Genomic DNA, 13,339 nt, shown 5'->3' with positions numbered 1-13,339 from the left:
ACAGAGGGCAAAAAAATCGTTATGTCCAGGTTATGTAGTACCGGACATTTAGCGCAAACGTTTAATCACGCAATTCATTCGTCAGTTTAATCTTGCTGCTTGCGCTTGTGTCATGAAGTTTGAGTGAGTCGAACTGCGCGTTGATATTTCATAAGGTGTTGCCGACGGGTTCCTGGCTTGCCAATGCGTTTCCTGCAAGCCGCCGCGATTGCTGGACGCGCTCATTCGCTGCGTTTGACTCCCGGGTCAATGCGCAGATGCCAAGAGCCGAGGTTGCCGATATCCGCCAGATCGTTTCCAGCGTGGCGGAATAATGCTGGTCGCGTACCCGGGTGATCCTCACGCCTGTCAGCAGCAATCCGATCTTCACGGCGCGACTGCCAGTGAGCAATTCTTGCCGCATTTGCCGCCTGACTGATTCAACGGCACCGAGTTCGGTAGCCGGTCGGCGAAGTCAGTTGAACAAAGACGGTAGAACAGGAAGCGTATGGCCGAATGCGGGATGTGATGAGTGTTTGTTCAGGATGGCGTATTGATTGAGACGCGCCTCGTACCAAATATTTCCTCTGATGAAAGAAATTTGCCGAGTTGCCGTCCGGCGGGTGGGCGAGCGCGAGGCATCATCAGGCGCGTTTGCACCGGTCAAGCGGCGCTGAAGCACAGTAGCCCGCGCAACTGGGCTGCAGCCAAGCGCGTCACAGGGTGAGCAACGCAGCAATCACTGCATAACGCGCCGTTTTCGCAATCGCGACGATCAGCAGGAACGACCATAGAGGTTCGCGCAGAACGCCCGCGATCATGGTCAAGGGATCGCCGATCACCGGCGTCCAGCTCAAGAGCAGCGTCCAGCGTCCGAAGCGCCGGTACCAGTGTTCTGCGCGCTCGAGTGCGCGCGGCTTGATCGGGAACCAGCGGTGCTCGCGCAGCTTTTCGATCGATCGTCCCATTGCCCAGTTGATGGTCGAGCCGACCACGTTCCCGACGCTCGCGACTGCGACGAGCATCCAGACCGGCTGTTTGCCGGCGATCAGCAAACCCGCCAGCAAAGCCTCGGACTGAAGGGGGAAAAGTGTCGCCGCGACCAGCGCAACCGCGAAAAGCCCGCCGTATATAGATAAATCGACCATGAGAAAAAATGCGGGCAACCGTGAACGAGGGCGACAGCTTAGCCGTTTTTCAGCGATGTCCCGCTTGGGGAGGGCGCATCGTGGGATTGGGGGATTGAAAGCTTCCTCCACAGTTGATACCTTGAAGGGCGGTTGAAACCTCAATCCAGGAGATGTCATGTCTTATATGCTGCTCATCGCCGAACCTGTTGGACAACGGGCCGAGCGCTCGCAAGCCGAAGGCAAGCTCCTCTACGAGAGCATGGTCGAGTTCGGTGCGGGACTAAAAGAACGCGGTTTGCTGATTGCCAGTGAATCGCTGGCGTCGGGCGGCGTACGTGTCAAGAAACGCGACGGCCAGGCCAGCCTGATCGACGGCCCGTTCGCGGAGGCGAAAGAGATGATCGGCGGGTTCTACATGCTCGATTGCGCGACGAAGGAAGAGGCTATCGAGATTGCGTCGGCGTGTCCGGCCGTCGAATGGTGCGAGGTCGAAGTGCGCAAGATCGGTCCCTGCTGGGACTGAGGTTTTTGCGGAGTCTTCGTACGCGCTTCGTACGCGCTTTCGTACGCGTTAACCCTTGCTCAACTAAAAATTGTCGATTTCTCCGGGCGTGACTCGTCGTGGGGATGAGAGCGTGAACGGCGTTCTCGTTCGCACAACGATCACACCACGAGGAGAACAACAATGCGATTCATCATCCTGGTCAAAGCGACCGAAAAAAGCGAAGCGGGCGGACTCCCCGAGGACGCGCTGATCGGCGCGATGGCGACCTACCATGAAGAACTGGCGAAAGCGGGCGTGCTGCTCGATGCGAACGGTCTCCAGCCGAGCGCCAAAGGTTGGCGCGTGCGTTATGAGGGTGGCCGGCGCAGCGTGGTCGAGGGTCCGTTCGCGGAGACCAAGGAGCTTGTTGCCGGGTACACGCTGATCCAGGTGCGCTCACGCGAAGAAGCGATCGAATGGGCGCGCCGTTTTCCTTCGCCCATGGGCGAGCACGAAAGCGGCGAAATCGAAGTGCGGCAGTTGTTTGAACTGGACGACTTCGGCTCGAGTGAATCGATCGAGCGTTTCCGCGAGCTTGAAGCGTCGCGGCGAGTTTGAAAGCGGCTTGAACAGCCTGAAACCACTCGCGGAAGCCGGCTGACGCCAGCACTCCGCATTTCTTGAAGGGCAATAAAAATGCATAAGCAAATTTTCATCAACCTGGCGGTGTCGGACCTGCCGAAAGCGCGCGCCTTTTTCAACGAACTCGGTTTCAGCTTCAACCCAACGTTCAGCAACGATCAGGGCGCGTGTTTGATCCTTGGCGAGAACCTTTACGCGATGCTGCTGGTCAAGCCGTTCTTCCAGACCTTCACCTCGAAGACGATCATCGACCCGAAGCTGCAGGTCGAAGCGCTCACGTGCCTGTCGTGCGAGAGTCGCGCCGAGGTCGATGAAATTGTCGCCAAGGCCGTGCGCGCGGGCGGCACGACGCCACGGCCGGTGCAGGATCTTGGATTTATGTATGGCCACGGTTTCGACGATCTCGACGGCCATTCATGGGAGTTTGTCTACATGGAAGCGAACGCAGACCCGCACGCGGCGAGCGCAGCGTGAGTGGACCTTCCGGTGAGTCCGGCAGCCAGGAACTGGCCACGCATCGCGCGATAGAGGCGGTGTGGCGGATGGAATCGGCGAAGGTGATCGCGGTCGTGGCGCGTTTGGTGCGCGACGTGTCGCTCGCCGAGGAGTTTGCGCAGGACGCGCTGATCGCGGCATTGGAGCATTGGCGTGTGGATGGCGTGCCGGACAATCCGGGCGCGTGGCTCATGACCACGGCGAAGCATCGTGCGCTTGATCGTTTGAGGCAGGATGCATTGCACGCCCGCAAGCACGAGGAGTTGGGACTCGACATGGATGCGCGCGAGGAGCACGTCACGCCGGATTTCGTGGATGCGCTGGATGCCGCGCGTGAGGACGATATTGGCGACGACTTGCTGCGCCTCGTGTTCACTGCGTGTCATCCGGTGCTGTCCGTCGATGCCCGGGTTGCGCTGACGTTGCGGCTGCTGGGCGGCTTGACCACGGATGAAATCGCGCGGGCGTTCCTGCTGCCGGAGCCGACCATCGCGCAACGTATTGTGCGGGCGAAGCGGACTTTGTCGGCGGCACGGGTGCCGTTCGAAGTGCCGAAGGCCGATGCACGGGCGGCGCGGTTGGCGTCGGTGCTGGAAGTCATTTACCTGATCTTCAACGAAGGGTATTCGGCGACGGCGGGGGACGACTGGATGCGCCCATCGCTCTGCGACGATGCGTTGCGTCTCGGGCGGATTCTGGCGGGGTTGACGCCTGACGAGAGCGAGGTATTCGGGCTGGTCGCATTGATGGAGATACAGGCCTCCCGCATTCATGCACGAACCGATGCGAACGGGCGGCCGGTGTTGTTGATGGACCAGGACCGCAGCCGATGGGACCCGTTGCTGATCCGTCGCGGCCTCGCGGCATTGGAGCGGTCGGAGGCGCTGAACGGGGCGCGCGGGCCTTATGCGTTACAGGGTGCGCTGGCGGCTTGCCATGCCCGCGCGCGGCGGGCGGAGGATACGGACTGGGCGCAGATTGTCGCGCTCTACGATGCGCTGGCGATGGTGGCGCCTTCGCCGGTGGTGGAACTCAATCGCGCAGTGGCGGTGGGAATGGCGTTCGGCCCGGCAGCGGGGCTGGAGATAGTCGATGAGCTGGGGTCGAACGCAGTCCTGAAGAACTATCACTGGCTGCCGAGCGTGCGGGGTGATTTATTGGCGAAGCTGGGTCGTCGTGAGGAAGCGCGTACGGAATTCGAACGCGCCGCAGCAATGACACGCAATGTGCGGGAGAAGGAGTTGTTGCTCGAGCGAGCGGCGGAGATGAAGGGGATGAGGGAATAGCGGGTGAAGTGGGCTTACCCGGCGGCAAGCTAGCCGAGGCGAAACTGGAATCGCATAGAACCCAACGTCCCTACAAAACCTACTCCACCCCCATAGGCGCAACTTCGACCACGACCCGTTCTAGCGCCCGGAACGGCGCGAGCCTGAATTCATCGGCGAGGGTGGTGGTGATCAAACGCCAGTCGCGCTCCAGCGGCGTCCAATGCTGTTGTCGGGCGCGCCCGAGCTTGTCGGCATCGGCCAGCACCACTACACTCGCCGCCCGGCGAATGATGCAGTCCTTCAGATAAGCCTGTTCCGCGCTGGCCTCGCACAAACCAAAATCTGCGGCCACGCCATCCGCGCCGAGAAACGCGAGATCCACGCTCAAGCGGCTCAGCACGAGTTCGGCCAGTGGCCCGAGCGTGCTCATGCTCGATGCCCGCAGATCACCTCCAATCAACGTAATCCGCATGCCGGGCACATTGGCAAGCGTCATCACTGCCAACAGGTTGTTGGTCACCACATGCAAGTCCCGATGCGCACTCAAATGACGCGCAAGCGCGGCGCAAGTCGTGCCGCCGTCGAGCAGCACCGTATCGCCATCTTTCACATGCAGCGCGGCAGCCTGCGCAATCGCTTCCTTCTGTTCACGCTGCGTCGACTTGCGTTCCTCCAGCGACGCTTCCGGCTCATGCGCACCAACCAGCGCAGTCGCGCCGCCATATGTACGCACAAGACGGCGCTCCTTCGCGAGCATGGTGAGGTCGCGCCGCACCGTTGCCTCCGATACCCCCAGCGCCGCGCTCAACTGCTCTACGTTGGCGTCGCGGGTGAGGACGAGATCGAGGATGGCGCGGTGACGGTCGGCTGCTTTCATCGATGAATGCTCATGCGGGTAACAAGGCCGCCGATGTTACACGAGCGCGCTTACTGAGCCGCGCATCCGCTGGTCCGCTCACCCGCGTCGTGTCGCGAGTTCGGCGCCTTGGCGCAGCGCTTCGAGCAGGCTGCGTTCATCGGCAATCCCCTTGCCCGCGATATCAAACGCCGTCCCATGATCCACCGACGTACGGATCACTTCCAGCCCGACCGTCACGTTCACGCCCGCCTCGAGGCCGAGCACCTTGACCGGACCATGTCCCTGATCGTGATACATCGCGACCACGAGGTCGAAGTCACCACGGCCCGCACGGAAAAAGAGCGTGTCGGCGGGCAGGGGACCGGTGACATCGAGTCCGCGTTCCTGCAGGATCTTGACCGCCGGGATGATCTTTTCTTCCTCCTCGCCATAACCGAACAAGCCGTTTTCGCCCGCGTGCGGATTGATGCCGCACACGCCGATACGCGGCTTCGCAATACCCGCTTTCACCAGCGTCGCGTTACCGCGTTCGATCGTACGCTGCACGAGGCCGGGCTCGATCTTCCTGATGGCGTCGATGATGCCGATATGCGTCGTCACATGAATCACGCGCAGATGCGGCGCGACCAGCATCATCGAGACTTCCTCTACGCCAGTCAGATGGGCGAGCATTTCAGTGTGGCCCGGATACTTGTGGCCGCCTGCGTGCAACGCTTCCTTGTTGAGCGGCGCGGTGCAGATCGCATCGATCTGCTGCGATTGCGCCAGCTCGACGGCGCGCGCGATGTACTGGTACGCGGCATCGCCGGCCACCGCCGAGAGCTGCCCGAAGGGGAGGTCGTCGGGGATCAGGTTCAGGTCGATGCAATCAATGATGCCCGCCTCATACTTCGCCTCCGTCGCATCCTTGATGCGGCGGATTTTCGCGCTGCCGTGCACGATCTCGTTGGCTTGCTCGAGGCGGCGCGCGTCTCCGATCACAAGCGGACGGCACTGCTCGTAGACCACTTTGTGCGTGAGGCTCTTGACGACGATCTCGGGACCGACGCCGGATGCATCGCCCATCGTGATGCCGATTACGGGGAGAGTATTGCTCATGATGATTCGTTAAACTCCGTATAAGTGTTCGCTGCGAGGCGAGGTAAATGCTGGTTTCGCGCTCATTGGCGTTAATGCGTGTTGGTGGCCGCGTCGGGCGCGCGCAGCGTCGGCTGCGATGGCTGCTGCGTTGGCTTTGTTGGCAGCGGCAGTCTCTGCAAATGTTCCCACGCGCCAAACAGCGCATGCTCGCTGCCGAATGCGCCGGCCTTGGTGACAATGGCCGGGCGTGCCGCATGCTGCCCGCAAGGCCGTGCTACCGCGACGCCTGCTTCGACTTCTGCGAGCAAATCGAGACTGCCGATGCCGGCTGCGCTCAACATCGCGCGGGCCGTTTCGCCACCCGTCGCGATCAAGCCACCGACATGCCTGAAATGCGGCGTCACCAGCGCGGCGAGCGCGGTGGACAGATGCGCGCCTTCGGCTGGATCGAACGCATCGTCCCGGCCGATGCGTACCAGCAAGTCGAGATGCCGTTCGAGATGCTCGCCAATCTTCGATTGCCACATGCGCCAGTCCGTGTGCTCACTGCCCACACGCAAGACCGCCGGTGGCACGATCAGTTCGCTTACGCGTGCCCGCTCGCGCAACATCGCGCATTGGCGTTCGGAAACCGCCGACAGGCTTCCGACCAGGGTCAGGATCGCGCCTTCCTGTTTTTCGTGGACGAGGGTCTCGCGGGGCAGGGCATCGAACAGATCGGGCAGCGATGCCAGTTCGCGTGCGAGTCCACCCGATCCGACCCAGAACAACGGGTGCTCGCGCGGATCAAGTTGCGTGGTGGCCTGCGCGAGCCGCTTCAGGTCGCCGCCGCTATGGGCATCGACGATTAGCGCTTGCACGCCTTGCGTCCCCGCTGCCTTGATCCTGTCCAGCAGCGCGTCGATGTCGCCTCGCAAAGTGTCCACATCGATGGACTCGCAGCGCAGGCCCGCTTCCTCGAGCATCGTCCGGACATTTGCCGGCCTGCCGGCGTTTTCCAGCTTCCACGTGTCCGTGTTTTCCAGCGGTTCGCCATGCACCAGCACGCGCGCCTGATGCAGCGTGCGGCCGGTCGCAGGAAACGAGGGTGCGACGATTGCCAACCCGGCGAGCGGCTGCAACGCGGCCACTTCAGCCGTCCAGTTGCCGCGCAATGTCGAATCGATTTTCTTGTACAAGCGCCGGCCGGGCGCGTTCAACGCGTTGAACGCATCGGCGGTGTGCTGTGCCGCGTCTTGTGGCGAAAGGCGGCGGGTATCGGTATCAGCGGCGATAACGTCGACGTGGTCCGCCTCTGCAGCGGCGGTCGTCACGCCCGATGTCTCCAGCGTCACGACTGTGCGCCGTCCTGCACCAGCGAATGCGATGGCGCAGTCCGCCGCGCCGGAGAGATCGTCGGCGACGATCAGCATGCTGCGGGTGTTCATCGCGTGGCCTCGGTTTGGGCTTTCTGCACGGTACGGCGCTCTTCAGTTCGGGCGTTCACGCGTTTCGCCACCGCCGCCGTCAGGACCGGCGACACGATAGCTGTCACCACCACGCACGCTGCGACCAGCAGTGTCGCGCTTTTTGCGGCTTCCGCGTAGACCGGATTCGCCGCCGCGATCAACGCGGGAACCGCCGCCGCATTACCCGCCGTGTTGGCCGCCGCCACGCCGGCCACGCCCGTGCCGCCCGTCATGCGGTCGGTGAAATACAGCGGAATTCCTGTGACGACAACCACCGCCAGCCCCAGTCCGATGCCAAGCAGGCCCGCTTGCCACACTTTGTGCAGATCGAGACTTGCCCCCAGCGCAAGCGCGAAGAACGGGATCATCACGGGCACGGCGCGCGCGAGGAAGTCGCGCATTTCGCGATCCAGGTTGCCGAGCAACATGCCAACCGCGAGCGGCAGGATGCTGCCAACCAGCGTAGGCCACGGGAACGCTGCAAGCCCCGCCACGCCGAGTGTGACCATCGTGAGAAACGGGCCCGACTCCAGCGACATGATCGTGTATGCGCCCGCATCTTCGGACTTCCCGTATTGCCCCATCAGCGCCATGTAGAGGCCGCCGTTGGTGTCGTTCATCGCGGCGACCACAGCCAGCGTTGAGATCCCCGCGAACAAGCCCGACGAAACAGGCTGCTCACCCAGAAAATGTCCCATCACGATACCGACAACAATCGCCGAGCCGATCTTCGCTGCGAACAGCGCGCCGCCTTTCTTCACAAGATACGGGGTCGCCTTGACGTTAATGCTCGCACCCATACATACATAGAACACCGCGAGGATCGGCAGTGCCCCGGTGAAAATCGCATTGGTGAACGAGCCGAAGAACTTCGGCATGCCGGGCAGGAAAGTCGCGACCAACGAGCCGATAAGCAAAGGCACGATCATCATGCCGCCGGGAACGCGCTCGATCGAGCGCTTGATGGGAAGCTGGGCCATACGGGTCTCCTGTTTGACGAGCGAATTCAAGTTCAATGCTCGAATCGATCACGTGTTTGATTGAAACAGTCAAAAGGAAGTGTAATCCTGTCTTGAAAAATGCGCAAACCGATCGTTTTTATGATCGATTCGATCATTTTGTAAGAAGATGACGCGGCGGTCGTCGATTCATCGCTTTCATCTTTGGGTGACGGGGCCGGCAAAAACACACCGTGACCGTGCCGTTGCGACGTAGTTTTCCTCGCGCGCCGAACACGATCAAACAGGCTTTCCCGGCGGCTAATAAACTAGCGACATGACTGCTGCAAAACCTTCGACTTCCAATTCGCTCGACGCCTTCCATCCCGCCGTCGCGGCGTGGTTCAGCCGGCATTTCCCCGAGCCCACGGAGGCGCAGGCGCGCGCCTGGCCGTTACTCAAAGCGCGTCGATCGACGCTCGTGGCCGCGCCGACCGGCTCGGGCAAGACGCTGACGGCGTTTCTCGCGGCAATCGATGAACTTGTCCGGGAAGGCGTGGCGAGCAATGACCCATTGCCCAACCAGACCACTGTGGTCTACATATCGCCGCTCAAGGCACTGTCCAACGATATCCGCGTGAACCTGCAGGAACCGCTTGCGGGCATCTCGGACGAGCTGGAGCGCATGGGCTTGCCGCCCATCGAAATTCGCGCAGCGGTGCGCACCGGCGACACCACGCCTCAGGAGCGCAACGCGGTCAAAAAACGGCCGCCGCATATCCTCGTCACCACGCCGGAATCGCTCTACGTGTTGCTCAGTTCCGATTCCGGCCGCGCGATGTTGTCGACGGTGCGTACGGTGATCGTCGATGAAATCCATGCCGTTGCCGGCAACAAACGCGGCGCCCATCTCGCGCTCAGTCTCGAGCGGCTGGACGCGCTGTGCGTTGAACATGGAAATGCAGCGCCGGTGCGGATCGGGTTATCGGCGACGCAAAAGCCGATCGAACTCGTCGCCCAATTCCTGACCGGCAAACGGCCGTGTTCGATCGTCGATGTCGGCCATGTGCGCAAGCGCGATCTCGCGCTTGAACTGCCGCCCATCCCGCTTGAAGCGATCATGTCGAATGATGTGCGCGAACGTGTCTACGATCGTCTCGCCGATCTCATCGCGCAGCACCGCACCACGCTCGTGTTCGTGAACACGCGCCGGATGGCCGAGCGTGTCGCGCGCCATCTCACCGAACGGCTCGGCAAACCCGCTGTCGCGGCGCATCACGGCAGCCTCGCGAAAGAGCAGCGGCTGGATGCCGAGCAACGGCTCAAACGCGGCGAGCTGCAAGTGCTGATTGCAACGGCGTCGCTTGAACTGGGGATTGATATCGGCGATGTGGAGCTGGTCTGTCAACTGGGTTCGCCAGGATCGATCGGCGGTTTCCTGCAGCGCGTCGGGCGTTCGGGGCATCAGGTAAGCGGTACGCCGAAAGGACGGCTCTTTCCTGAGTCGCGCGACGATCTCATCGAATGTGCGGCGCTGCTCGATTGTGTGGCGCGCGGCGAACTCGATGTGCTGCATATTCCCGAGGCGCCGCTCGATGTCCTCGCGCAGCAGATCGCCGCTGAAGTGGCGTGCCGGGAGTGGAGCGAAGATGCGCTGTTCGAACTCGTGCGCAATGCGATGCCGTATGCATCGCTTGATCGTACGCAGTACGACGCAGTTATTCGCATGCTCGCAGAGGGGTATACGAGCCGGCGCGGCGTGCGTGGAGCGTACGTTCATCGGGATGCGGTCACTCGTAGTTTGCGCGGCAGGCGCGGCGGCAGGCTGACGGCGGTGACCTCAGGTGGGGCGATCCCGGACAACGCCGATTTCGCGGTATTGCTGGAACCACAAGGCTTGCAGATTGGCACGGTCAACGAGGACTTCGCGGTCGAAAGCCTGGCCGGCGACGTGTTCCAGCTCGGCAATGCGTCGTACAAGATCCTGCGTGTGGAGGGTGTGCGAGTGCGCGTGGAAGACGCGCACGGCCAGCCACCGAACATTCCGTTCTGGCTCGGCGAAGCGCCGGGACGCAGCAATGAATTGTCGGCGGCGATCGCGCGTTTGCATGCGCAAGTGGGCGCCTGGCTGGGCGAATTTGCACACGACATCGCCATCACCAAGCTGGCTGAGCAAACCGGTATCAGCGAGGAAGCGGCGCGGCAGATCGTGGACTATCTCGCGCGCTCGCGAGCCGCTCTCTCCGTTCTGCCGACGCAGGACGTGCTCGTCATGGAGCGTTTCTTCGATGCCTCCGGCGGCACACAACTTGTTATTCACGCACCGTTCGGCAGCCGCGTGAACCGCGCATGGGGCCTCGCGCTGCGCAAGCGGTTCTGCCGCACGTTCAACTTCGAATTGCAGGCGGCGGCGACCGAGGACGCGATTGTGCTGTCGCTATCTGGCAGCCACAGTTTTCCACTCGATGAAGTCTGGCGTTATCTGCGTTCGAGCACGGCGGAACACCTGCTGATCCAGGCGCTGCTCGACGCGCCGCTATTCGGTGTGCGCTGGCGCTGGAACGCGACCAACGCGCTCGCGCTGCCACGTTACGCGGGCGGCCGTCGGGTCGCGCCGCAATTGCAGCGGATGAAGAGCGAGGATCTGCTCGCGACGGTGTTCCCCGATCAGGTCGCGTGCATTGAAAACGTGGTGGGCGAGCGTGACGTGCCGCGTCATCCGCTGGTCGATCAGACGATCGATGACTGTCTGCACGACGCCATGGATTGCGACGCGTGGCTCGCGCTTCTAAGGCGTATGGAAAGTGGCGACGTGCGGCTCGTCGGCATGGACGACGCCGGCCGCTGGGCGTTGCTGCGCCGCTCTGAAAGCAGCGCCGCGCCCGGCACTGATTCGCTCGAGCATGTCGCGATGACCCTGTTGCGCCGATACGGCGTGATCTTCTGGCGCTTGCTCGAACGTGAGGCTGACTGGCTGCCGCCGTGGCGAGACTTGCTGCGAGTCTTTCACCGGCTGGAAGCGCGCGGTGAAATTCGCGGCGGCCGATTCGTGGCGGGCCTTTCGGGCGAGCAATTCGCGTTGCCCGAAGCCGTGCCGCTTTTACGCACGATGCGCAACCGGCCCGCCGACGGCAGCTTCATCGCGATAAGCGCGGTCGATCCGCTGAATCTCGCCGGCACTTTGCTGCCCGGCGAGAAAGTGCCCGCTTTGCCGGGCAATCGCGTGCTGTATTGCGATGGTTTGCCGGTGGGCGCGGTTATCGCGGGGAAAACGCGTTTCCTGGTGGAACTCGATGCGCAATTACAAGAGCGCGTGCGCTGGCATCTTGTCCGGCGCAGCTTTGACCGAATGCCCGCTTCCCCGTTAATAGCGAGCCGCTGAAAAGAACCAACCGGGGTTCCCGATAAAGATTGTCGATAAAACGCTGGTTTACTTACTAAACGTTAGGCGAATCAATCGAATCGTAAAATCACCAGCGCGCAAGTCAGCCCCGTCCCTTATTAATGCAAGTGGAATGAAAGTTATGATCGTGGGTGGCGAACCTCCATCGCCCAAAAGATAACCCGTGCGGACAATCCCGTGCGTCGTCGCATTATTGATTTCAACGCCTTTCAGCAATGAGCATCCTGCCTGACCCGGGGTGCATTCGTGGCCGGCCGCGCCTGGAAAGCCAGAACCCGTTTGCGTCTGCCACTAAATAAACGAATCAGCACATAGCGACAACTCCCCGTTCCCTGCAGATCGTTTTAAACACATGCTAAAGTTTTATCGATAAAACGCCGTTAATCTCTTTGCGATGTCGGGTAATGCCACAAGCCGAACCCGGCAGCTCTGAAAAATCATGTGGAACCCTGCTGTTATGGAGGTTGAGTAACGCCATGTCCACGCCCATCAGATTCGACAGTGGCGATTTCCCCGAGAATGAGGCCGAGGAAATCTGGCGCGAAGGAATCGACGCCGTATTTGAAATCAAGCGCCCGAAAGTTGCCTCCGTGCCCTTTCGCGCGAAGATGGAAAGCTGGCCTTTAGGTCCAATGCTGCTCATGTCGCACGTCGTGGGCGGAGACGTCGAATTTCAACGCACCCGCCGCAGGATTGCGACCTCCGGCGTCGACCATTACCTGGTGCATTGCCTGCTCGACGGCACGCTGATGTCCACCTTTGGCCGCGACATCCAGAAAGTGCCGCTTGGGTCGGTCGTCGTGCGCGATCTCGTCGTCGAAAACACCGGCTTCACCCGCGACGCGCCCATGCTGACGCTCACCATTCCGCGCCAGGCCATCGACCGGCGCACGGGCGGCGCGTTGCGCCTGCATGGATTGTCGTGGGAGGCCGCCGACCCTATCGGCGTGCTGATCGCTTCGCATATGCGCAGCCTGGTGAGCGTCGCGAGTTCGATGGACGACGAGCAGGCTCGCGTGGCGGGCGAAGCCACGCTGGACTTCGTCGCGGCCTGCGTGCTGCGGCGTGCCGAGCGCTGGGAGCAATCCGGCGATCCGCGCCTGACGCCGGTGATCCGCGCGCAGGCCCTGAGTTTTATCGAAGGCAATCTGGCGGACATGAGCCTCGGTCCGGCGAGGCTGCGCGAAATCCTGAAGGTATCGCGAACTGCGCTCTATGAACTCTTCGAACCGATGGGCGGCGTGGCGGAATATGTACGCGCTCGCCGGCTCGACGAAGCCATGCGCCGGCTCGAGTCCCCGCTGCATGCGCGCGATCTCATTGGCGCCATTGCATGTGCGGTGGGCTTCATGAGCGAATCGACGTTCAATCGCGCGTTCAAGGAGCGTTTCGGCTGCACGCCGACAGAAGCCCGCAGGCGACGCGCTGCCGGAGTCACGGCTGGCGCCGTTTCGCCGATGAACGACAGCAGCCGCGCCCGCGACGCGCGCGGCGTCGGCGTCAGGACCGCCGCGACGATCCGCAGCCTGGGCGCCTGAGCGCGTAAAGCGGGTGTAATCGATGTTCACCATTTGTCGATGCGCTGAACGAAATGGGTGGAAAGAGCGGACGGA

12 protein-coding genes are annotated in these 13,339 nt (G+C 62.0%); 6 read left to right on the top strand and 6 right to left on the bottom strand.

Annotated features, from left to right (window positions below):
* Positions 1-148 precede the first annotated feature (148 nt).
* Positions 149-403 carry a hypothetical protein gene (locus tag FH08_RS0129775; protein ID WP_031361858.1) on the bottom strand — a complete coding sequence of 85 codons (255 nt, stop codon included), beginning with the start codon at positions 401-403 and terminating at the stop codon, positions 149-151.
* A 292-nt stretch (positions 404-695) separates the two neighbouring features.
* A complete protein-coding gene (locus FH08_RS0129770) occupies positions 696-1,127 on the bottom strand; it encodes a YqaA family protein (protein ID WP_031361857.1) in 432 nt (143 codons plus the stop codon).
* A gap of 157 nt (positions 1,128-1,284) precedes the next feature.
* Between FH08_RS0129770 and FH08_RS0129765 the strand changes: the two genes are divergently transcribed.
* From FH08_RS0129765 to FH08_RS0129750, 4 genes are all read left to right on the top strand, one after another.
* The gene (locus tag FH08_RS0129765) at positions 1,285-1,632 is read left to right on the top strand and encodes a YciI family protein (RefSeq protein WP_031361856.1); all 348 of its coding nucleotides are present in this window, start codon (positions 1,285-1,287) and stop codon (positions 1,630-1,632) included.
* Between the two features lie 162 nt (positions 1,633-1,794).
* Positions 1,795-2,211, top strand: a complete 417-nt coding sequence (locus FH08_RS0129760) for a YciI family protein (RefSeq protein WP_031361855.1) — start codon at positions 1,795-1,797, stop codon at positions 2,209-2,211.
* Positions 2,212-2,289: 78 nt separating this feature from the next.
* Positions 2,290-2,709 (top strand): VOC family protein, encoded by a 420-nt coding sequence (locus FH08_RS0129755; protein WP_031361854.1) that lies wholly within the window; start codon positions 2,290-2,292, stop codon positions 2,707-2,709.
* Entirely contained in the window at positions 2,706-4,016 is a 1,311-nt protein-coding gene (locus FH08_RS0129750) for an RNA polymerase sigma factor (protein WP_268810836.1), read from the top strand. The genes FH08_RS0129755 and FH08_RS0129750 overlap by 4 nt, the downstream gene beginning before the upstream one ends.
* A gap of 79 nt (positions 4,017-4,095) precedes the next feature.
* Here FH08_RS0129750 and FH08_RS0129745 read toward each other — a convergent pair whose 3' ends face one another.
* The 4 genes from FH08_RS0129745 to FH08_RS0129730 all read right to left on the bottom strand — a co-directional run bounded on the left by FH08_RS0129745 (position 4,096) and on the right by FH08_RS0129730 (position 8,365).
* Positions 4,096-4,875 carry a DeoR/GlpR family DNA-binding transcription regulator gene (locus FH08_RS0129745; RefSeq protein ID WP_031361852.1) on the bottom strand — a complete coding sequence of 260 codons (780 nt, stop codon included), beginning with the start codon at positions 4,873-4,875 and terminating at the stop codon, positions 4,096-4,098.
* 78 nt (positions 4,876-4,953) lie between these two features.
* Complete coding sequence (gene pdxA, locus FH08_RS0129740) at positions 4,954-5,955, bottom strand: 4-hydroxythreonine-4-phosphate dehydrogenase PdxA (protein WP_031361851.1); 1,002 nt, start codon at positions 5,953-5,955, stop codon at positions 4,954-4,956.
* 71 nt (positions 5,956-6,026) lie between these two features.
* Positions 6,027-7,364, bottom strand: a complete 1,338-nt coding sequence (locus tag FH08_RS0129735) for a four-carbon acid sugar kinase family protein (protein ID WP_063771241.1) — start codon at positions 7,362-7,364, stop codon at positions 6,027-6,029.
* Positions 7,361-8,365: a 2-keto-3-deoxygluconate permease gene (locus FH08_RS0129730; protein WP_031361849.1), complete on the bottom strand. Its 1,005-nt coding sequence runs from the start codon at positions 8,363-8,365 to the stop codon at positions 7,361-7,363. Before FH08_RS0129730 ends, FH08_RS0129735 begins: the two co-directional genes overlap by 4 nt.
* Before the next feature lie 295 nt (positions 8,366-8,660).
* On the opposite strand from FH08_RS0129730, the gene FH08_RS0129720 reads away from it, so the two are divergent.
* Positions 8,661-11,705 carry a DEAD/DEAH box helicase gene (locus FH08_RS0129720; RefSeq protein ID WP_035567415.1) on the top strand — a complete coding sequence of 1,015 codons (3,045 nt, stop codon included), beginning with the start codon at positions 8,661-8,663 and terminating at the stop codon, positions 11,703-11,705.
* Positions 11,706-12,202: 497 nt separating this feature from the next.
* The gene (locus FH08_RS0129715; protein WP_031361847.1) at positions 12,203-13,264 is read left to right on the top strand and encodes an AraC family transcriptional regulator; all 1,062 of its coding nucleotides are present in this window, start codon (positions 12,203-12,205) and stop codon (positions 13,262-13,264) included.
* Positions 13,265-13,339: the final 75 nt, after the last annotated feature.

Source organism: Caballeronia sordidicola (genome assembly GCF_000729995.1).
GTDB lineage: Bacteria > Pseudomonadota > Gammaproteobacteria > Burkholderiales > Burkholderiaceae > Caballeronia > Caballeronia sordidicola_A.
The sequence above is the reverse complement of the archived record's forward strand: the minus strand, read 5'-3'. Positions and strand labels throughout refer to the sequence as shown.